The organism is Niastella sp. sgz303648 (assembly GCF_059587045.1).
This window is the reverse complement of the sequence record NZ_JCAPSW010000014.1, coordinates 95,340-117,506: the sequence shown is the minus strand read 5'-3', so window position 1 is coordinate 117,506 and position 22,167 is coordinate 95,340. Positions and strand designations below refer to the sequence as shown.

The window sequence follows — 22,167 nt, the reverse complement described above, 5'->3', positions numbered from 1 at the left end:
AACCACAAGCCTCAAACCCCGTCCGACCGGGTCATCCGGGCGGGCACAAACCAGAAACACAATTTAGCGCGGCAACAACTACAAACCATAAACTCAAACCCCGTCCGACCGGGTCATCCGGGCGGGCATAAACAAACACGCTGCCCGCAGCAAGGATGCCCACGGTAATTGACGCTATTTATGTTTGGAACGACGAGGCACTTTATACGTGACCGTTACCGTGTCCATGCGGTGGGCAGGTACTACATTCTGGTTATCGCGATATTTGTTGATCAGAGAGTCAAGTAATTTTTTCTGTGACATATTCTGTGGAAAAACGACCGGCGTATTATGATAATTATAGTTAGATCCGGAGGAACCGGAGTTACAGGTGGCTATTTTGATCACGATGAACAAGATAAAAAATATGAGTTTGAAAACTGAGGCTGGGGAAGATTCTTTCTCTCCTCCCCCTGTGCCGGCCCCGGTTCCTTCAGGAATGCCGATGGAATCCATTTCTTCCAGCTTTTTGCGGATCTGATTTTTGACTTCCGGAGAAACGGCCAGCAATTCGGCATTTTCAAGCCAGGTCCTGGCGTAAGACCGGTATTGGACATGAGTATTAAAAGCGTCAATACAGGCATTTAACATGCAATGGGCATATTTATCTCTGATGCTGGCAAACCGGTTCTGCGGAAGCAACTGGATCATCCTGATATAACCGAACTCCATCAGGTCCCTGACCTGGGAAAGTGTAACATCGCCGGGAGCTTTTCTCTTTTTATCCTGTGCATGATAGCGCTCGAGGATGGAGATGTCGTTCATGATAATGCGGGTGACGGCGTTCCAGGATTTTTCGAGGTCCGCGAGGGTCATCAGCAACTTGTTGTTGAGTAAGGAAGTCAGTCCATCCTCGTCAGGCTCCTGTAAGCAGCCTTCCATGAAAGTAGTGAAAGCGTTACAGAAATAAGGACTGATCCATTGAATAAACTGTTCATCTTTATACAGGGGATTGTTTTGGAACATTTCTTTCCGTCCAATGCGTGCATGTTCCAGAAAACCCAGCAAAACCCTGTCCTCCCCTACCGCACTATGATAGGCCAAAGCCTCATCTTTCAACAGATCGTCAAAATATTTGATGATATCATTCTTTGTAAAAGGCTTACCGTGCAATTCGATCGTGGTGCTGCCACTGAGTTCCAGTTCTGCAAAGAGTTTTTTTCTTCCTAATTGAATGGCTTTTTTATCGAGTGGGCCAGATAAGGTTTCTCCGGAGAACGTGGCTGGTGATAAATATTGCATCAGGGTCGATTAAGGGTTCAGACGGCGAAAAATAAGGAATATTCCCAACAGATACAAATAGCCGGCTTCCCTTTTTCAAACAGGTTTATATTGCTTTTGAAAAGTAATGTTTAAGTTTAGATATTAATTGCATCCAATGAAAATGCGTCTTCACTTTTTGATTGTAGCCAGTGGTTATTTATTGTCCTTTCAACAACTAAAAGCCCAATCTGGTTTTGCCACCCCAATACTACCTTCTATTCCAAATAAAGTTTTTAGTATTAAGGATTATGGAGCTGCAGGCGATAACCTTACAGACAACACTACAGCTATTCAAAACACCATGAATGCTGCAAATAGTGCCGGAGGCGGAAAGGTGATTGTTCCGGCCGGTGTTTTTTTATGTGGTCCATTACAGTTTTTCAGCAATCTGAATCTGCAATTGGATTCGGGAGCGACCATCAAATTATTACCAATTGACAAATATCCCGGAGGTACAACAACCGGCACCGATTTTATCAGTGGCTCAAAACTTCACGATGTTGCCATTACCGGAAAAGGAACCATTGAAGGACAGGGTACACCGTGGTGGCCGTTTGCAAAAGATAAAAATGCAAAACGGCCACGTATGATTGCACTGAAAGAATGTGATAAGGTGCTGATTGAAGATGTAACCTTACAAAATTCTCCGATGTTCCATATAGCCATCAGCGGCAAATCATCTAATGTAACTGTCAGTGGCGTAACCGTTCGCGCACCGGCTTCAGATGATCCGGTAAACCCGAGCCATAATACAGATGCCTGTAATGTTTCAGGAAAAGATATCCTGATTAAGAACTGTGATATCAGCACGGGTGACGATAATTTTACCTGTGGCGGCGGCACTTCAAATGTGCATATTACCAATTGCACCTATGGCTTTGGACACGGTTTATCGATTGGCAGTTATACCAAAGGTGGGGTATCAAACTTTCTGATTGAAAATTGTTCGTTTAACAATACCGAATGTGGCATTCGTATAAAATCGGATCGGGACCGCGGCGGCCTTGTTCAAAATCTTACTTATCGTAATCTTAAAATGACAAACGTTGGTATACCTATTTTGATATATGCAGCTTACAATGCAAAAGAACGCGACTATAGGAACCTGCAGAAAATAACGCCTGAAATTGCTTCCACCTATCCTTCGGCGCCCATTGGCGATCTGACGCCTGTTTATAAAAACATAACGTTCCAGGACATTACCGCAACTACCCAAAACGGAAAGCGTGCAGGTTTGATTTGGGGCCTACCCGAAGCGCCGGCATCTAACATCAGTTTTCAAAATGTAATAATTACTGCCGAAAATGCGTTCGGCGTTTTCTTTGCCGGGAACGTACGGTTCGAAAACTGCCAGATTATTACCAGTGAAGGCAGGAATAAACTGGCAGTTACAAATGCCGAAGTGTTCATTGATGGGAAAAAGTAAAAACAATAATAAATATCGGGTACAACTGTTTTGCTTCAGAAGCATTTATCAATGATTCAACATTCACAAAAAGCAAGCGTCCCCATCAATGGCTATTGCACAGCAAACACCCGGCTTAAATTACGAACACCCTCATTCCAGATTATAGTATATACCCCCGACATCAGGCCACTTACGCTGGTTACTGTTTGGGTGGCGTTGCGTGCCGGAATAATCGTTTTTACTTCATGGCCCAATATGTCGATAAACCGCAGCCTTGCATTTTTTACCGAAGCAGGGTGTTTGATGATTAAAATATCATGAGCAGGGTTCGGGCTCACTGTCAGTTCCTTTGAATTAACATTAGCAGGATCAACAATGGCCGTTACTTTACTATAAACAAACCCGCTGTGTGTTGCCGTGCCGCCGGGCGTAGTTACACTTACATCGCCCGATGCACCTGAACCAACAACAGCTGTAATACTGTAATCTGAATTTACCGAAAACGAACTGGCAGCTACACCACCAAAACTTATGGCAGTGGCGCCGGTGAAGCCGGTGCCGGTTATGGTAACAGATGTTCCTGTTCCTGCTGTACCGGGTGTAAATGATGTTATGGCTGGTACCGGAAACCAGGTAAAGCCGCCAAGCGTTGCCGTATTGTAAGGGGTGGTTACGCTTACATCGCCCGATGCGCCCGTGCCTACGATGGCAGTAATACTCGTATTTGAATTTACAGTAAATGAGGTGGCTGATATATTACCAAAACTTACGGCTATAGCCCCGGTGAAATTGGTGCCTGTAATGGTAACTGCAGTACCTGAATGGCCGCCGGCAGGTGAAAAAGCGGTAATGGTTGCGGGAGGAACAAAAGTGAATCCCGCCCGTGTACCTGTACCATCAGGGGTGGTTACACTCACGTTGCCGGTTGCACCATCCCCAACCGTGGCATAGATCATTGAAGAACCGATTACAGAAAATGCTTTCGCCGGTACGCCGCCAAAACTTACAGCTGTAACACCGGTTATATTTGAACCGTGAATGGTTACCGCAGTACCTGTTGTGGCTGTTACAGGCCAAAAATAATCTACAGTAGGCGGAGGATTTTTATAGGTAAATCCGGCTATAGAACCTGTACCTCCGGGACCTGTAACCGAAATATTTCCCGAGGCTCCCACCCAAACAACTGCTTTTATTATGGTATCTGAAATTACAGTAAATGAGGAAGTATACACACCTCCAAAGCTTACCTGGGTTACACCGGTAAAATTAATACCCTTGATGGTGATAGTATCATTTAAGGTGCCACTGGCAGGAGTAAAAGAAGTTATGGCAGGAAGCAGGCCATATAAAAACCCGGGGGCCGATTCAACTCCATTTGGCGTAGTAACAGTTACACTACCTGCAGCTCCCGAACCAACTACTGCAGTAATGGTTGCAGGCGATTGCACCGTGAAAGAGGTTGCCGCAACGCCACCAAAACTAACTGCAGTTGCTCCCGTAAAATTTGAACCTGTTATGGTAATCACCGAGTCTGCAACACCGTTCTTAGGGGAAAAAGAAATGATATGCGGACCGTTGGTTTTGTTTTTAAAAACATAGATGATATTAGAGGGTGCTGAGTTACCTCCGGCAGATATAATTTCAGGTCTTCCGTCATTATCCAGATCGCCTGTACAAACCCAGGCCATCTGGCCATTGCTATTATCAGTATAGGTTTGATTGGTTGCGAAACTGAGAGAATCGGCCGTGCTGTTGTTTTTGATCGCACTAACTGTGCGCGCCACATATTCATGCGAGAAGGCAAAGTCGGGTTTGCCATCTCCATCCAGGTCTTCTGCTGTTATAGAAAGCGGTGCAACACTTCCGGTCATAAGATCCTTTCGTACGGGTAAGGAAATAACACCCGGGGTAGAATTATTTTTTAAAACCGATATACTGTGAGATAATTCAGTATTGGCAATGGCTATTTCGGATTTGCCATCGTTATCGAGGTCACCAATAAATATATCCGTAGGACCAAAGGAATTGAGATGTTCAACCAATGTGGCAAAACTTACAGCCGGCGCAAAGGATAAGCTGCTGCCGCTGCTTATGTTTCGAAGCACAGCCACAGAGTCGTTATTACCGGTTAACACCACAATATCAGGTTTGCCATCGCCATCCACATCGCCCACCTTTACCGCAGTGTTGGTTATGCCCACCGGTATATCAACCCGCGCCCCCATCGAAATATTGTTAACAACACTTGTATTTTTGATTATCGTAATAAAGTAACTGTTGGTAAACACAATATCCGGTTTACCATCAGCATCCAGGTCGCCTGTGGTAAAATTCATCGCATTATTGCCTATGGAATAATCGGTGCGTTTTGTAAAATTTATGGAGCCGGGTGCAGATGCATTTTTAAAAATACTTAGCGTGTTCCAAAGCGAACCCATCGACACTATATCCTTTTTTCCATCGCCATCCATATCCACACTTTCAATATACATTAAAGGCGAGGGGCTGGCATAATCTATTTTAGGTTCAAAAGAAATGCTTCCTGCAACCGAATTATTTCTGAGTACCGAAATACCAGATCCTGAATAATTGGCCGAGGCCAGATCATTTTTTCCATCACCGTCAAAATCGGTAATACAAACAGCGTTTGGCGACAAGCCGGTAACAAAAGTGGAATACTCACTGAAAGAACCTGATGTTATATTGCCACCACCGGTAAAGGTGGGAATAAACGGTTTGGGCGAATGGGCGGTTAAAAAATTTGAGGTAACAGAAACGGCGCCATAAGCTGCACCCGGCGGCACCTTCACAACAAGCGTGTTGGCCGAAACAGATTGTATGGTTGCTCTGGCAGGTCCGAAATAAATGGTATTAAACGTATCGGTATTAAAATTATTACCGGTTATTGTTACTACTGTTCCAACGGGTCCGTTTGCCGGTGAAATTGAAGTAATGACGGGAGCCGGTGGCGAAACAAATGTAAACCCGGTTAATGAATCAGCGCCGCCGGGCGTTGTTACCTTAACAAAACCCGATGCGCCGCCAAGCACAACAGCACTGATAGCGGAAGATGAAAGCACTGTGAATGAAGCTGCCGGTATACCACCGAACCGCACATCTGTGGCGCCGGCAAAATTGGCGCCGGTAATGGTTACTTTGGTACCGATGGTTCCGGTCGTTGGCGAAAAAGAAACTACATCGGGTGCAGGTATAAAGGTAAAGCCGCCCAACGTGGCTGTGCCACCAACAGTAGTAACCGAAACATTGCCTGAGGCGCCGGTACCAACCACGGCATTAATTGTTGTTGCATTTACTACCACAAAAGAAGCTGCGGGTACGCCGCCAAAACTTACCGCTGTGGCTCCTGTAAAATTATTTCCTGAAATGGTGATTGTTTGTCCTGTGATACCTGTTGTTGGTGTAAACGAAGTGATGACGGGAGCAGGCACATACGTAAATCCATCAAGCGAATTAACGCCATGCGGCGCTGTGACCGTAACAGCGCCTGAAGCACCGCTGGCTACCACTGCAGTAATAGTGTTATCGTTTACCACCGTAAAAGAGGCAGCAGGCACCCCGCCAAAACTTACATTTGTTGTACCCGTAAATTGAACGCCCTGTATGGTTACAGTGGCGCCGGTACCGGCAGTAACCGGAGTAAAAGAAACAATCTGCGGTTTGGTGGTTCCGTTTTTCCAGATCGCCACTCTATACAGGCCCCCTTCAAAAGATATGTCAGGCTTGCCATCACTATCAAAATCGCCTGTTAATATTTGAGTATTGTAAAGCGATGCATACTTTACTATTGAATTAAAAGCAATGGCCCCGCCGGTAGTACTGATATTTTTAAAAAGCCCTACCGAATCACCACCGTTACCGGCAATTAAATCAGGCTTGCCATCGCCATCGAGGTCATTAACAGCTATGCCATCTGTACTTTTTGTTGTTGAGAAATTCACTAAACTACCAAATGAAATAGCGCCCGGTGTACTGGTATTTCTGAAAACAGCAACATTTGTACCCGTTAAAAAATAGGTGACTAACAGCTCAGGCTTACCATCGTTATTTAAATCGGCGACTACAACATTATCAGGTTGGCCGTTCCCTGTAATGTCAACCTTTGATGCAAAGGAGGCCAGGCCGGGCGTGCTTGTATTTCTGAAAATTGTTATCCCGTTCATAAAATAATTAGGCACAACAATATCTACCTTTCCATCTCCATCAATATCTGCCGTTCTTATTTCTTCAATCGACCCGCCGAAAGACTGCAGATCTATCTTTGGTGCAAAAGAAATTGTGCCGTTGCTGCCTGTGTTTCGAAGTACCGAAACATATCCTTCCAGATTAATTGTATTGATAACAAGATCGGGTTTGCCATCTTTATCAATATCAGTTACCGAGATGCCGGAAGGCTGGGTAGCCGTAACAAAATCAACTTTCGCGGCAAAGGAAATGGCTCCGCCGCTGGTTGTATTCCTGAATACAGAAACTGTATTCGCGGTCAGGTTAGTTACCACCACATCGGGTTTTCCATCGCCATCAATATCTGCTATAGCAACCGCCCTTGGGTTTTGCGATGTAGTAAAGTCAATTTTAGGTGCAAATGATATATCGCCTCCTGCGGTTGTATTGCTGTAAACCGACAAGGTGTTATTGATCCTGTCGATAGTAACTACATCAATTTTGTTATCATCATTAATATCGCCGATTGCATATTTGGTTGTTTCGATATTTGAGTCAGTCGAATCGGCCCGGCCTGCGAATGTAAAAGACTGGGGCGTAAACTGCGAGGCGCCACCGCTAAAAGTAACAATAAAGGGATTGTTTGAATACGCCGTAAGACCGTTTGCAGTAACACTAATTGGCTGAAACATGGCCCCCGCCGGAACGGTAACAGTTAATGCCGATGTGGTGGCCGCTGTAATATTGGCTTTTATCCCTCCTATTAATACAATGTTACCGGCTGTTGTTGAACTGAAATTGGATCCGGTTATCGTAACAGAAGTTCCTACCGGCCCCGAAGCGGGCGAGAAAGAATTAATAACCGGTTGCGTTAAACCTTTCAACGAAATGCATAAAACAAAAAAACAAAGAATGGCTCTCTTTTGAAGGAGTTTAGTTTTGGCTGAAGTAAGAATCATCATCGGATCAGGGAATATTTGGGAAAATAGAAAAATTTGTCGTTAAGCGGAAATATTCTTTATTCACTACTATCATCGCCGGTATATGTTCATGCACGGATATCGGCTAAAACTGCACACTTATTGCCCAAATCGACACGCTTATCAAAAAAAATGAGCATTTTAACTGAATCAATATTATTTTAATGGCAACAGCCAACATAACAGCATATGGCAACAGACGGAATAAAAATTATCGATGGCGACCTGGCCAGAGACACCTACAACCAAATAATGGATTTGTACGATTGTGATGCCAGTATTGAAACCATCAGAAAAGAAGTTCCTTTAGTTAAGACCGACCTGGGAGAAGACACCGACTTTTATCACGAGATTTTTACCACTTCCTATGCGCTCGCATTTTGGGAAATCGGGGCATTGACAGAAGATATACTGGAAGAAGTTAAACGGGTTATAGCGTTAAAAGCCGGTGTTAAGGTATGGACAGAAGAGTGCGATGAAAATGAAGGAAGGAAACGTCAGAAAGAACTGGAAAAGCTTTTTAAAAAAATATCCCGCCCAAACCTGAAAATCAGGAAACGGAAAAAATATGCGATTATAAAAAAACTCTATTTTCAGCCCGACGACTTATTGACCTTTCAACTTTCTGACAACAATTATTGTGCTGTTATATGTGCCAGGGTGACTCAAAAACGCGGTCAATGTACCTATGATTTAGCAGCAACAACCTATAAAGGCAAAGCCAAACCAACAGTTGAAGATTTAAAAACCTGCTTCATTGCGGGACTAAAAATTGGTTCAGGATATGACCCGAATACGACTTTATCATACCAACCCAATGTTGATGAAATCTGGCATTATGCGAAGGAGGACAATTTTTTCTTTGGTCTTGCCTATCGCCTCGTAACTCACAAAGATATTATTTCGTTCAGGGACAAATTTGAAGTGGTGGGAAAACTGAAGATAAAGGAAAGTTTCAAAAAAAACGGCAGTTATGGTTATGAATCTTCATTTGCCAGATTTGAAAGCATTTTCAGGGATCTGGACGGCCACATGAAAATATTCGGGCAACAAAAATTTCCTGTAACCTTATTATGTGAAGTATAACAACAGATAATTTTCCACTCTCATCATAATTGAACAAAAAAGCCCCCCGTAAAAACAGGAGGCCTTGATTGCTCTGTGCTGTCTGCAAACGTTTACTCTTTTATTATTTTTTGAATGGTTATTTGCTGTCCGTTTTTCACACGTACATAATACATCCCGGCAGCTAAACCGCGTAATGAAATGGTAGTGATTGCATTCGTGAGGTTTCTGGCAATCACCATTCTACCCAGGGAATTGTATATCTGTACAGCGGCGTCGTTGTTCAACAAACTTACCTGTACCGTAATATGATCTGTTGCGGGGTTGGGATATATAGCGGCGTCGCTTCCGGCACCGGGGTTTTCTGAACCACCCGAAGCATTATCACAGGAACCCAGCTTATCGCCATGGCATAAATGTGATTGTACGGCTGATGCGGCTACACAAAGGGTATGGCCGTTGTGACAAACCATTACTTTATTGTTACGATTGCCACATGCAACATCCTGCGTTTTGATTACGATCGAAGCACTGGTATGGCATCCTTTTGCATCGGTAACCGTTATAGTATAAGTGGCCGCTGAATTGACTGTTATCGATGCTGTTGTTTGTCCTGTACTCCATAAATAAGAATAAGGTGCTGTTCCGCCTGCGGGCCGCGCCTGAATAGTAAGCGTAGCAGGTCCGTAACCTATGTAAATGGTATTCTTTGAAATACCTGCAGTGTTCATAACATATACATCAGGAATAGTTGCTGTTACAGGAATAGGATTGGTATCATCACAATCTGTATTATTGGCAACTCCGCAGGCAACCGGCCGGCCGGCCCCTAAACCATCTCCATCGTTATCGCCATACAACAAACTGCTGTCGTTGCAATCTGTATTGTTATCTGCATAACCTGCCGGTGCAACGGCCACTGCCATCCATTTTGATATATTGGAACCATAACCATCATTATCTCCATCAACATAGTATAATTTATTTACTGTTAATTTCTGCACTACGGGTGTTGCCCCTGCATAGCGGGCATCGCCTGCCTGTGTGGCGGTTATGTTGGTTGTACCGGCGCCTGTTATATGAATCAGCCCTCCTGTAATAACAGCAACGTTTTCATTGGAAGAAGTATAGGTAACGGGTAAACCTGATGAAGTAGCAGCAGCAGCAGCAAAGTCGCTGTCGGTAACCTTTTTCTCTTCCAGAGCATTAAATGTAATTGTCTGTTCTTCTTTCATGGCTTCTGTTATTTCAAAAGCGCTCAATGCCCTGTTGTATATTTTGAACTCATCAACTGATCCTTTTAACAGCGGGTCGTTCCATTGTGATTTGCCAATATAGTTCTGATTGGTGTTGCCCAGATCAGCAGGTGTAAGCGTTATCGCACTACCCGATGTCACCAATTCGCCGTTGATATACAAATTAACGGTATTGCCCGACTGGGTTACGGCTAAGTGCGTCCAGGTGTTTAACGGAAAGGCATAGGCATAGCTAACCGATTGCTCTGCACTTGTGTTCTTTATGCCATAACGAATGGTTGACAAGCCGCCGCTAACACTGGCCTGCACAGTCAGGAACATATAATTAGAGGTGCCTGTGCCGAAATCAAAAACACGCATCCAGGTACTGAGTGCATCCATTTTCACCCAGGCAGCAATAGTAAAATCATGCAAGGAAGTGGTTAGCCCTTCACCCAGCGTTGCATAGGAAGTTGCTGTACCATTCAGCTTCAGCGCGTTGGCTGTATACCCAGTGTCACGAGTTGCAGTTGCTGCGAGTGTTCCATGGTAGCCACCCCAGCTATCTTCGGCAAAGGTGCCTGTGCTTTCATTAAAACTAACATATAAATGGCGGCCTGCCACCGGCTTACCCGATAACACAGCCGTTTCAGGACTTTGTCCTGCGCCGTTATAAGCAATTACTTTATAATAATAAGCAGTGCCATTTACAGCAGTACTATCTTCATACCGTACGGCATCTACATTGGTTGCTATGGTGTCGTAATTACCATTTTCGGTTCCGGAACGTAATACATCATACACTGCATCGTATATAAAATCCCATGTTAATGTTATTTTAGAATCGCCCGAAGCAATATGCGGATTTTGAACAGCTGCCGGTGCAACGAGGTCTTTTGTTCTCAGCTGCAAAACAGTTGAGGTATCGCTTTCCCCGGCAGTATTCAACGATGTAACCACATAATAATAGGTTGTAGCGGGGGTAAGCTTTTCATCGAGGTATTCTAATTTGGTGGTCCGGGCAGAGATCGTATCAAAAGGTCCGCTGGCGCTTAACGATCGCTTCAGGTTATAGGAACGTGCATTCGTTCCGGCAGTCCAGCTTAATTTGATCTTTGTAGCGGCCAACACTTCTCCAGTAAGGCTCGATGGTGCAACCGGTGCGGCATCTGACACCACATCATAGGTTGCAGAATAAGCAAACTGGTCACCGGTTACATTAACCGCTTTTACGCGATAAGTTGCTTTTGTAAATACACTATCTACATATGACACCGTACCACCAATATCATAGCCGGTAAACTCCTGAACAGCTACAAAGGCTGTATCCCTGCCGTTGACTTTTCTTTCCAGAATATATTTTGAACCTGTTTCTCCATTTAAATCTTTCCAGCTCAGCGTTACCTTAAAATAATCGTCGCTGTTGATGGAACCTGAAATCGGCGCACACACCAGCTTCCAGTCATGCACATATGCTTTTTGCGGGTTGTAGGCGAAATCTGATTTGTTGGCTGCATAATATTTTCCGGCAAGCGTAAGTGTATCGGCCAGCACCATAGCCCTTTTGTTTTCAACCCAATCATAAATGGCATATCGTTCAACAAATGAGGTTGTATCCAATACCTGCAGAATGCCTTTTATGTCGTTGTATTGCTTTTCAAATTGCGCCTGCTGATCCGTTGGCCAGCTTTCGGTTGTCCAGTTGGCGCCGTTGTTCCATTCGGTAATCCACAGCGGACGCTTTACTCTGTCGTAAATACTTTTTAACTGTGAGTACCATTGTTGCGGCGTTAATCCTCCCCAGTAAGCATGTATGGCTACAAAATCAACCCGGTAGTTCAACGCATCGCATTTAGCGAGGAAATCGGTGATCCAGCTGTTTTGCGGACTCGCCGGTGCAGGTGAACCTATGCGCAGCCCCGATTTCATCATATCGGGCCATTGACTAAAGGCCTGGTCTACGGTCAGGTTCGACTGGCTCGACTGGTCGGGCTCATTAAAACCAAGCAGGTGATTGACGTTCTTTTTATTATTGATATCCGTCCAGGATGGCCACCCCCCATTTTGCCTGATGATGGCATAATCATAATTGGTTGAAGCCGATCCGGCAATATTCCAGTCATAATACCAGGTACAATTTATTTTCGCGGGAGACCATCCTGCTTTTCCTTTTTTGCTGATCCAGTCCCACCTGAATACACGGATAAATGAAACGGAAGTATCTAACCCCTGCGGCATCGTATTCACAATAAGATCATCGTCATTGGCAATAAACACGCGGCTGTAACCCGATCCATCGGCATTGTTAGCCAGTGTGGCCATATAGCCTCTGTGTAGTTTGAAGGATCTTATTTTGTTATTGAAACTATCGAGGTTATTATGATAGGTTTCTATTTCGTACGCTTTTGTATTTCCCGAAAGGTTGGTGCCGGTAAATACTTCCAACGCTTTTGCTGATGTTGCATTGCCGTTCGGAATCACTGCCGTTCCGTTTTTATAAATGGCAATACGCACGGCTGAATTATTGGAAGCGGGAACTCCGTTAATGGTAACTTTATTGAGCCAGTTTGCAATTACATCAGCCGGTTTTATATTGTCGAAGAACAGCCATGAATCTTCACTATTCAATTCAACCGTTGAATTTATCAATGGTGTATTATCGCCGGTGAGATGCAGATCGGTTTTGCCGGGCACCACAAAACTGGTATTAAAAGTGGGCAGAAAAGAAGCTACCCTATCGGTAACAGTAACCTGTTGTTTTGGCCCCGTAACAACGCCGGCAGGCGCATAAGCTGCATTTTCGTAGGTTACCGAGCTTATTTCCATATCAACAGTTCCGGAAGGATAGTTTTTCCCAAAGATGAACCTTGGGTTGATATCCGTTTTATTTAACGATAATTCTGCAATTGAAAACAACGCCCAGTTGCCGGTAAATGTCAAATAGTAAGTTCCGGCTTCCTGTGAAGTAAAAATAAAGTCTTCCCTGTTGAGCGCTCTTGTTCCGCTGGTGGTGAAAACATGAGAAGTAATTCTGTCAGCAGTGGCAGTAGTTTTACCTACGCCAACCGTTATTGTTTTACTGCCTGTTGCATTGGAAACGTAGGCATGCAACATACTGAAATCATAGGTGGTATTGGCCTCGAGCGTTACAGGATAACTGTATACGGTATTCTGTATACCGCTTCCATCCCATCTTACATACAGCACCCGGCCGGTATAAGTAGCGCCGTTGTAGGTGTGTAAGTTTCCTCCTGATGATGCATTTACATCGAGGTACCTCGAAGTGCCTGCGGTGGTTGAATTGGCAGCGGCAAATAAAGTAGTAGATGTAGTTCCTGTATAGGCCCATCCGTAATCACTCGGCTTGCCGGTGTTATTGGGCGCTGTGCCCGCCCAGTTTGAAATCAGTGAAGGTCCTTTAACGGTATTGATCAATTCATCGGTTTCAACACCAGCTGCAATATCTTTTATGGTTGAAAGAGGTTCAGTATAAATATAAGCGCCGTTTTGATAAATGTAGGCCGAATCGTTATTAACGGCTATCCGTATGGTATGATACTGCCCCGCGCCGGAGGCTGTTAACGACTTAGTAGCAGCCAATTGCGATGTGAGCTTCAACGCAGCCGCATCCAACGATAACCTGAACCCTTTAACTTTAGCATTACGGGCTTCCATATCAAGTCCGCGCCCTGTAGCAGCATTCACTTTCGCCACTACTTCGAGGGTGTAATTATCAGGTATTGCATGTTGCGTTACAAGGGTATCTGTTTGCGAAGGATTCGAAAACGTTCTTCCCGAAAACAGCGTTTCAGCAAGTGTTTGTTTTACGGGTAAATTTGGAGCCTGAGCCACCATTTTTAAACTGCATACGATAGTCAGTACAAAAAGTAAATACTTGTACATACCAATAAATAATTGAATAAATAATAAAATTTATACGTAATGCGGGTTGCCGGTTAGCCAATAATGCTACCGGAAAAGCTAATGAAGCAGAAAAAGAAAGTCCCGGTATAAACCTTCCGGTGGCTCTTTGAATTAAAAATTAAAAGAATATAAATAATGTACTCCCTGAGAAGTGAAAAAAGTTGATGGTACATAAATGCAAGCGTTAGTTAGGTAATAAAGTAGGTGATCAGTAATAACATGCACAATTTATACCTAACCGCAGGACCGTTCAGGGGGGAAATTCACACAAAAATGTGGTGATTTTAGTAACCGGGGGCTTTATTGCCTCCATTATGCGCGTAGCACACAAAAGATGTAGCAAACCCATAATAAAAATTGAATGGCCCCGCCTTTGAACGGAGCCATTTTCAACTATTTAGTGCGCCAAACTCACCAGTTCCTTCCCTACCCTGTCTGCCGAAAGCCCTACCATAAATCCGCAACCATAATCGGGATAGGCAGCCAGCATCGACTGCTCAAATGACTTTCGTGTAGTATCATCGAAAATACCGGCGCCGTTGGTTGCTTTAAGTACATAAGAACAATAAGTAAGAAAATATTCTTTTTGCTTTTCAATGGCTTCAAAACCGCAGGTCGCGCCATGACCAATGTAGTATGAGCTAAAATCTTTAAGAACAGGTGAATACCTTTCAAGATTGGCCAGCCAGCGAAGAATACTGCCATCATTCATATAGGTGTGATTATTGTTGTAAATGAAATCACCCAAAAAAGCAGCCTTGTTTTCATCTTCCATAAGCCAGATAGAATTGGCATCACAGTCGCCGCCGGAACCTATATCCATCACCGTAAAATTGATGCCTGCAATGCGCACCTTTTCCCCATCCCTTACAAGTTGATTGGGATAGATCCATTTCGGTATCCACTCGTTGCCAAACATAGCAGACCATTGTTTGTGTTTGGCCTCCTCTGTTTCTGCCATTAGCTTTTTTACCGAAGGCAATGCATAAATGGGCAGGTCGTTCTGCGACACCAGATTGTATGTTCCTGCAATGTGGTCGGGATGGCCATGCGTAAGAATAATACCGGCGATAGGTTTTCCCAAATCGTCGGCTTTTTGTTTTAGCCTTCTGCTATCGCTCATCGTTAAAGTAGTATCAACAATAACGAGCTCTTTTGCTGTTTCTACAATAAAAGCATTTACCTGCAGCATGGGTTCCGCTGAAGTGTATTGATGAATTTTTGTTTGCATGTTAATTGAATTTGATTTGAACTATACTTTTTTCAGTAGCAAATATGAGTAGAGTATCTTTGACACACAATAGCTGTCAAATTTGACAGGTTGCAAAAAATTGATAAAATGATACTTAAAGGAAAGAATGTAGCTTATAAACTGCAGGGAAAAATTTACCACTGCGCCATGGACATTACCATGGATTATATAGGCGGCAAATGGAAAGGTGTAGTGCTTTGGTATTTAAAAAACGGCACGCTCCGTTTTGCTGAACTTAAAAAACAAATACCCGACATTACTGAAAAAATGCTCAGCATTCAATTGCGTGCACTCGAAGCCGATGGACTGATCAAACGGAAAGTGTATGGTAACAAACCTCCTATCCGGGTTGAGTATTCCCTCACCGAATTTGGAACTACACTGATACCTGCATTAAATGCCATTGCGAAATGGGGACGGGATCTTGGCGAAAACAGCGGAGAACTTGTTGACGCAAAAACAAACAACCAAAGCTGACCGCAATGCGCAGCATTCTATAAACCACGGGTAAGCGAGGCCCTTTTCATTATCTAACTCCCGCCTAATTTCCTGAAGGCGCTGCTGGCTTGCTCAGCACATCATCATTATTCACCCCTTTCTTCTTCGATACGTTTTCGGTGAGTTTGCCAAAGTTCCAGGTAAGCGCCAGTACCGCGCCACGCCTGATCAGGCGAGTGGTATTGGTGTTGTAGAAATTCTGGTCTTTGGTGATGTTTTTGAAATCATGCGTTTTTTCGAAGTAATTCACCGCCCTTAAAGAAATATTGAGTTTATCCTTAAATACTTTGTAATTGAAGGCCACATTATGCCAGGTGTTGAACGGATAAGTAGTTTGAATGGTCTGGGGCTCTCTCCACAAACCGAGGTAACTGCTTATGGTAAATTTATCGGTGAATTTGTAATTCGTGCTCAGATTGAAATAGCCTCCGAAACCGCTGTTCGATTGCGATGCATCGGAATTATTGGTTACCCGGGCAAAACGAAGTGATCCGTTTACAAACAGGCTCCATTTGGGCGTGATCTTCGTACTGAAATTTGCATTCAGGCTCGACTGAAATTCCTTGCCAATATTCAAACTGGTTGTTTTTGTAATACCTGTTTGCGCATCAAAGGATGAATACTGCAGAATTTTATTGTTACTATAACTTCCTTCGACATTAATGCCGGCAAATGTATTTCCCTGACCAAATCGTACCTGTCCCGAAATTGCATGCACGGTTTGCGGGCCCAGGTCGGGATTGCCAAATGAAATATTCAGCGAGTCGTTGTTGTTCACAAACGGGTTCAGATCCCAGATATAAGGTCGCTGTAATCTTTTTGTATAACCAAATACCAGCGTTGTGAGGCTGCTTACCCGGGTAGTGAACTGAATGTTCGGAAGCAACGTAGTATAATTACTTTTTACAGTTGTATTGGATGAAACAAAATTGCCGTTTACATTGGTGTATTCAACGCGGGCGCCGAGCCGTAAACTCGATTTCTTTATTTTCAAACTGTACATGCTGTACAAACTGATCACATCCTGCCCATATTTAAAATAATTTGTGTTGGCTGTATTGGTTTTAAAATTTGCCGTTTCATCGTATTTGATCAAACTCTGGTAGTCGGAACTGGCCCGGCGTAAAATGGCCTTTGCCCCCGCTTCGAGTTTACCGTTTTTGTGTATGGGTATGCTGTTATCGGCCTGTATGGTATATTGATTGTTGATGGCATAACTATTATTATTCAAATACCGGTCAGTGCCGGGGTTATCCTGGAAGCTGCTGAGCTTTGCATCATTTTTACCAAACTCACCCAAAAATCGTAAGCTAAACTCTCTTTCCTTATTCTTTTTAAAATGTTTTATATAATCGCTTCCCACATTTACACCGGGGTTACTGGCGTTGTTGCTGAGGTGATAATAGCTCACTGTTGAGGAAGAAGCGGCAAAATCGGTGGTGATCGTTTGGTCCGACACGGTTCTGTTACTCCAGCTATCGATATTGGTATATAAACTAACTGTATTCAAACTGTCGATCTCCCAGCTTAATTCTGCATTGCCAAAACTCCAGGCCGAATTATTGTATTGATCGCCATCGAGCGTTCTTTTGGCATAAGCAGTTGATGTTGTAGGAATGGTGATATTGGTATTGTGCTGTTTTACCGGATCAGAAAATCCGGTATTGAAAAAAACACTGAGTCCAAAATTGCCCGCCTTCGCATTACCATTAAGAGATAAAGCATTCAGCTTGTCGCTGGTTCTTGAAAAAGTTGAAACAGAGCCATTGTACCCCACTACCTTTTTCTTTGTGATGATATTGATCAGTCCGCCTATACCTTCACCATCATATTTTGCAGAAGGCGTGGTTATCACTTCGATCTTTGAAATCATCGCCCCGGGAAATGCTCGTAATGCTTCTTTCACGTTTCTCGCGAACATGGCAGTTTCGCGGCCATTGAGCAGCACTTTGAAATTTGATTTACCGTTAATTTTTATATTATCCTCACCGTCTACAGTTATAAACGGGGTCTTCCGAAGCAAATCGATGGCGGTTTCGGTTTTGTTGGTGGGATCGTCTTCTATATTAAAAACTATTTTATCATCATTCTGCTCTACCATCGGCCGTTGGGAAGTTACCACCACTTCTTTCAGCTCACCTGATGTTCTTGATAACTGCACACTACCTGTCTGCATATCACCTGCCTGCGAAGAAACTGTAATATCAACCCGCTTTTCGGCAAAACCTGTATGCGTAAAAGAAAGAATATAATTACCTGAATCGGGTTTATTCAATTCAAAACTCCCGTTCTCTTTCGATAAAGTTGTTTGCAGGGGTTTCGCATTATTTAATTTAAAAATGCGTACGGTTACAAAAGCAAGCGGCTTGCTGCTGTCGGAAACCGTTCCTGATAACTTTAATTTGGTTTGTGAAAACGCGCAAACAGGCAGCATGAACAGTACTGCATGTATAATAGCAGAAAGTAATAACCTTCTCATGGCTTTTGGTTTTGCTTGTGGTTGGGCGAATCGGACGTAAGAATAACGAATTTATTCGTAGACATATATTTTTATGTGATGAAAGGCGTGTAACACGGGATGCGGGGTTTTATAGTCATATATGTCATATTAACAATACACGAAAGCCTGGAAATGTGGGCTCACCGTTCATCCCATTCTGTTATCCGTTCGTGAATATACCGGCAACGAGCGTATTTTTTAAATATCTTGTTGCTGAAAAATACATCTATGAATAAATTAATACCGGTATTACTGGCGGTATGTTTAATGGCGGCCTGCAAAGACAAAGTGGCGCAAACCGCGCCCGCAGAAAGCAATAAACAACTGGCCGCCCTGTTTGAAAAATATTATAACGATCGCATGGCCCTGCTGCCTGTTGAAGCCACCATCAATGGCGACAACCGGTATAATGATCTGCTGCCCGCAGAGTTTACCGACAGCTACCGGCAAAAACTGACCGATTTTTTTACCGTCAACCTGAATGCGGTTAAACAATTCAACCGCGACTCGCTCAACGAAACCGATCGCACCAGTTACGATATCTTTAAACGCGAAATGGAAATGAGTATCGAAGGATTGGGGCATCAATACCTGCCCACCAGCGATTATTCAATAGATGGCCATGTGCCATTTAACCAGTTCTGGGCCCTTCCCCTGAGCCTGGGTCAGATGGGAAGCGGTGCAGGCGCACAGCCTTTTAACACCGTGAAAGATTATGACAACTGGCTGAAACGCGCAGCAGCTTTTAATGCCTGGGCCGACAGCTCCATTGTTTATTTCAGAAAAGGCATGGCATCGGGAAATGTACTCCCTGCAAAACTGGTGGTGAAAATGATCCCGCAAATGCAGGATATGGTGGCAAAAGAGGTAACCAAAAGTCTGTTTTACGACCCGGTAAAAAAGATGCCCGACAGCTTTCCTGAAGCAGATAAAAAAAGATTGACCGCTGCATTTACTGCTCTTATTCGCGATTCGTTGTCGCCTGCCTTTCAAAAGCTGGCCGTTTTTTTAAAGAATGAATATCTGCCCAAAGCCAGAACAACCACTGGCATTTCGGCTGTGCCCGACGGTTCTGGCCTGTACGATTACCTCGTACGGCAATGGACAACCACATCAAAAAAGCCTGAAGAAATTTATAATACCGGTTTGGCAGAAGTAAAACGCATTCGCGGCATTATGGACAGTGTAAAAAATGCCGTTGCATTTAAAGGTGATCTGAAAGCCTTTTTTGAATATATGCGTACCGACAAACGCTTCATGCCTTATAAAACTCCTGATGAAGTTTTGAATGCCTTTAGAAAAATACAGGCCACTATTGAACCTCATCTGAAAGACATGTTCGGGCATTTTCCGAAAATGAAATTCGAGATCAGGCAAACAGAAGCATTTCGCGCTGCCAGCGCAAGCGCCGAATACAAACAGGGCACTGCAGATGGAAAACGCCCCGGCATATTTTATGTACCCATTCTGGATGCCACTAAGTTTAATACTACCAGTGGTATGGAAAGCCTATTCCTGCATGAAGCCATTCCCGGTCATCATTACCAGGTGTCATTAACACTCGAAGACACTACCCTGCCAACCTTTCGCCGCTATATTTGGTATGGCGCCTACGGCGAAGGATGGGCTCTGTATTGCGAAAGTCTTGGCAAAGAATTGGGTTTATATACCGATCCATACCAGTATATGGGCGCTTTGGGCGATGAAATACACCGCGCTATTCGTTTAGTGGTAGATGTGGGTATGCACACCAAAAATATGACGCGCGAACAGGCCATTGCCTATATGATGGAAAACGAAGCCATATCAGAAGATGGCGCTGTAGCCGAAATTGAGCGGTATATGGCCATACCTGGCCAGGCTTTAAGCTATAAGATCGGTGCGCTGAAAATTCGTGAGCTGCGCAACAAATACAGTCAGCAGTTGGGTAACAAATTTTCCCTGGCCAACTTTCATGATGAGTTCCTTCATTTTGGCTGCATGCCGCTTGAACTGGTTGAAAAGGATATGGATGCATGGGAAGCCGGCAAAAAATAAGAATATCTATCTTTTTAATGATTAATCATAAGCCACCTTTTACCGGGTGGCTTATTTATTTATCACCAACAACTCGGGCCTGTATTCAAAATGCATCGTATCATAGTGATACCATTTACCGCCCCAGATGAATCCGTACTTTTCAAATATCTTTACTATCTTAAGTGGTATTCTGTTTTTATATGTCAGATCAATTTCCTCCCCTTTTGTTTTCCATGCCGCATTATCCCATTGCCAGTAATTCGAGAAATCGATATTAATGTCGATGGTAATGCCAAAACAATGCGTGCTTAACCGGTTGGTGCCGCTTATGGTTCGCCACATAAAAGTGCCGCCCGGTTTCTTAAGAAATTTCGTTACCTCAGGGTAATTATCCAGCTCCTCAGAAATTTTCTTCAGCTTATCGGCCACTCCATTTATTTTTGATACCCTTATTTTTTGATTTACACCCTTTGGCAGCCAGATTATTTCAACCAGGTTGGCTTTTACCTCCTGCTCTGTATTGCCATACATTTTTCGAAAAAAAGGTTCATACCGTATGCGGCCGGGATCATTATATTTTTTGGGAGCACTAAAATCATCGCGTGGATAGGTCATGGCACAAACCTGGTCTTCAAGGTCTGCACTATCGAGCAATGCCCTGAACGACTTATTACGTTTTCCATCGTCAAACACCATTTTCGTATTATCGTACCAGATCACCGCATTATCGGTAGCGCCAATGAATTTACCAGGATAAGCAGCCATTAGTTTTTTTATACAAGCCTGAATATCTCCTGTTTTTGTATCAATGGGCGGTGTATTTATCTCTTTTACTTTTGGCAGAAAAATTACCGCAATAAAAACAGAGGCCGCTTTTTTTAATATCATATCCCTTTTTTGATCCATTCAAGTTATTAAGAATATCGATCGTATGCAAATGAAGAAACCTCACCCCGCTCCCCTCTCCTGAAGGAGAGGGGCCGGGGTGAGGTTAAGGTGCTTTATTGATGACGGAACTGATAAAACAATCCAAGCTGCCAAACGCGGTTCATCAGGTCGGGACTTGCTTTACTGATGTCGGTAAGCCCTAAATTATACCGGGCATCAACACCCAGGCGCATTGGCGAAAGATAGCTGGCGCCAAAAGACCAGGCGACATCAGCAGTCCTCATGTCGACATCAACTTTAGTATTACCGCTTTTAAACTTTGATGTAGTTAATATACCTAATTGCGGGCCTGTTTGTAACCGAAAACCATTTCCAAACATGTATTGAGCCAGAACAGGAACATTTATATAATCCAGTTTCATTTTACCACTTGAATATTCGGCTCCCTGGGCAGAATAAACAACTTCGGGTTGAATGGCAAAAGTTTTACTTAAATGAATATGCGCCAAAGCTCCGGCATTAAATCCTGTTCTCGCATCTGTATTACTGTTGGCGTCGTCTTTCAGGTTGGCAAAGTTTACACCACCCTTTAAACCAAACTCAACATGCTGAGCAAACGCCATATTAACCAGTATAACGGTTAATGCAGATAAAAAGATTTTCTTCATAACTGATATTTTAATTAACAATGCTGATACTACTAATGCAAATGCAAGACCAGCACCCCAATAACTCTAACACATTGGTTCACAGGTATTGGCAAAAGCATCAATTTGGGTTATAATACCACACATGGATTTTAACAGTTTAAACATGTATTAATCATTGCTTTTGTTGCCGGTATGAAAGGAGCATCATAACAAGCTGTTAATATTTGCTTTTTAATTGGTAGCTTGCTATAGGTTAATAAATTG

Annotated in this window: 11 protein-coding genes; 4 read left to right on the top strand and 7 right to left on the bottom strand. The window is 43.5% G+C overall.

Translation table 11 applies throughout. The features are described from left to right. Window positions 1-174: 174 nt before the first annotated feature. Complete coding sequence (locus AC59IL_RS30265) at window positions 175-1,281, bottom strand: hypothetical protein (RefSeq protein ID WP_496555984.1); 1,107 nt, start codon at window positions 1,279-1,281, stop codon at window positions 175-177. 136 nt (window positions 1,282-1,417) lie between these two features. Here AC59IL_RS30265 and AC59IL_RS30260 point away from each other — a divergent pair, with 136 nt between their 5' ends. After that, window positions 1,418-2,728 (top strand): glycoside hydrolase family 28 protein, encoded by a 1,311-nt coding sequence (locus AC59IL_RS30260; RefSeq protein WP_496555983.1) that lies wholly within the window; start codon window positions 1,418-1,420, stop codon window positions 2,726-2,728. Window positions 2,729-2,820: 92 nt separating this feature from the next. Here AC59IL_RS30260 and AC59IL_RS30255 read toward each other — a convergent pair whose 3' ends face one another. Beyond that, the gene (locus AC59IL_RS30255) at window positions 2,821-7,854 is read right to left on the bottom strand and encodes an IPT/TIG domain-containing protein (RefSeq protein ID WP_496555982.1); all 5,034 of its coding nucleotides are present in this window, start codon (window positions 7,852-7,854) and stop codon (window positions 2,821-2,823) included. A 207-nt stretch (window positions 7,855-8,061) separates the two neighbouring features. Here AC59IL_RS30255 and AC59IL_RS30250 point away from each other — a divergent pair, with 207 nt between their 5' ends. Then, window positions 8,062-8,958 carry a hypothetical protein gene (locus AC59IL_RS30250; protein ID WP_496555981.1) on the top strand — a complete coding sequence of 299 codons (897 nt, stop codon included), beginning with the start codon at window positions 8,062-8,064 and terminating at the stop codon, window positions 8,956-8,958. A 92-nt stretch (window positions 8,959-9,050) separates the two neighbouring features. On the opposite strand, the gene AC59IL_RS30245 is transcribed toward AC59IL_RS30250, so the two are convergent. Both AC59IL_RS30245 and AC59IL_RS30240 read right to left on the bottom strand, forming a co-directional pair. Next, entirely contained in the window at window positions 9,051-14,075 is a 5,025-nt protein-coding gene (locus AC59IL_RS30245; protein WP_496555980.1) for a LamG-like jellyroll fold domain-containing protein, read from the bottom strand. 418 nt (window positions 14,076-14,493) lie between these two features. After that, on the bottom strand, window positions 14,494-15,327 hold the full coding sequence (locus AC59IL_RS30240) for an MBL fold metallo-hydrolase (protein ID WP_496555979.1): 834 nt from the start codon (window positions 15,325-15,327) through the stop codon (window positions 14,494-14,496). 108 nt (window positions 15,328-15,435) lie between these two features. Between AC59IL_RS30240 and AC59IL_RS30235 the strand changes: the two genes are divergently transcribed. Then, a complete protein-coding gene (locus AC59IL_RS30235; protein ID WP_496555978.1) occupies window positions 15,436-15,825 on the top strand; it encodes a winged helix-turn-helix transcriptional regulator in 390 nt (129 codons plus the stop codon). 64 nt (window positions 15,826-15,889) lie between these two features. Here AC59IL_RS30235 and AC59IL_RS30230 read toward each other — a convergent pair whose 3' ends face one another. Further along, complete coding sequence (locus tag AC59IL_RS30230) at window positions 15,890-18,325, bottom strand: TonB-dependent receptor (protein ID WP_496555977.1); 2,436 nt, start codon at window positions 18,323-18,325, stop codon at window positions 15,890-15,892. Between the two features lie 249 nt (window positions 18,326-18,574). Between AC59IL_RS30230 and AC59IL_RS30225 the strand changes: the two genes are divergently transcribed. Beyond that, window positions 18,575-20,383: a DUF885 domain-containing protein gene (locus AC59IL_RS30225; RefSeq protein ID WP_496555976.1), complete on the top strand. Its 1,809-nt coding sequence runs from the start codon at window positions 18,575-18,577 to the stop codon at window positions 20,381-20,383. A gap of 51 nt (window positions 20,384-20,434) precedes the next feature. Here the strand turns inward: AC59IL_RS30225 and AC59IL_RS30220 are convergent, their stop codons facing one another. Then, the gene (locus AC59IL_RS30220) at window positions 20,435-21,253 is read right to left on the bottom strand and encodes a M15 family metallopeptidase (protein ID WP_496555975.1); all 819 of its coding nucleotides are present in this window, start codon (window positions 21,251-21,253) and stop codon (window positions 20,435-20,437) included. A gap of 113 nt (window positions 21,254-21,366) precedes the next feature. After that, window positions 21,367-21,921, bottom strand: a complete 555-nt coding sequence (locus tag AC59IL_RS30215; RefSeq protein ID WP_496555974.1) for a porin family protein — start codon at window positions 21,919-21,921, stop codon at window positions 21,367-21,369. Window positions 21,922-22,167 lie beyond the last annotated feature (246 nt).

Coding starts and splice junctions, on each gene's coding strand:
- AC59IL_RS30230 (WP_496555977.1), bottom strand. CDS start 18,325: ATGAGAAGGTTATTACTTTCTGCTATTATACATGCAGTACTGTTCATG.
- AC59IL_RS30240 (WP_496555979.1), bottom strand. CDS start 15,327: ATGCAAACAAAAATTCATCAATACACTTCAGCGGAACCCATGCTGCAG.
- AC59IL_RS30220 (WP_496555975.1), bottom strand. CDS start 21,253: ATGATATTAAAAAAAGCGGCCTCTGTTTTTATTGCGGTAATTTTTCTG.
- AC59IL_RS30260 (WP_496555983.1), top strand. CDS start 1,418: ATGAAAATGCGTCTTCACTTTTTGATTGTAGCCAGTGGTTATTTATTG.
- AC59IL_RS30235 (WP_496555978.1), top strand. CDS start 15,436: ATGATACTTAAAGGAAAGAATGTAGCTTATAAACTGCAGGGAAAAATT.
- AC59IL_RS30250 (WP_496555981.1), top strand. CDS start 8,062: ATGGCAACAGACGGAATAAAAATTATCGATGGCGACCTGGCCAGAGAC.
- AC59IL_RS30265 (WP_496555984.1), bottom strand. CDS start 1,281: ATGCAATATTTATCACCAGCCACGTTCTCCGGAGAAACCTTATCTGGC.
- AC59IL_RS30225 (WP_496555976.1), top strand. CDS start 18,575: ATGAATAAATTAATACCGGTATTACTGGCGGTATGTTTAATGGCGGCC.
- AC59IL_RS30215 (WP_496555974.1), bottom strand. CDS start 21,921: ATGAAGAAAATCTTTTTATCTGCATTAACCGTTATACTGGTTAATATG.
- AC59IL_RS30245 (WP_496555980.1), bottom strand. CDS start 14,075: ATGTACAAGTATTTACTTTTTGTACTGACTATCGTATGCAGTTTAAAA.
- AC59IL_RS30255 (WP_496555982.1), bottom strand. CDS start 7,854: ATGATGATTCTTACTTCAGCCAAAACTAAACTCCTTCAAAAGAGAGCC.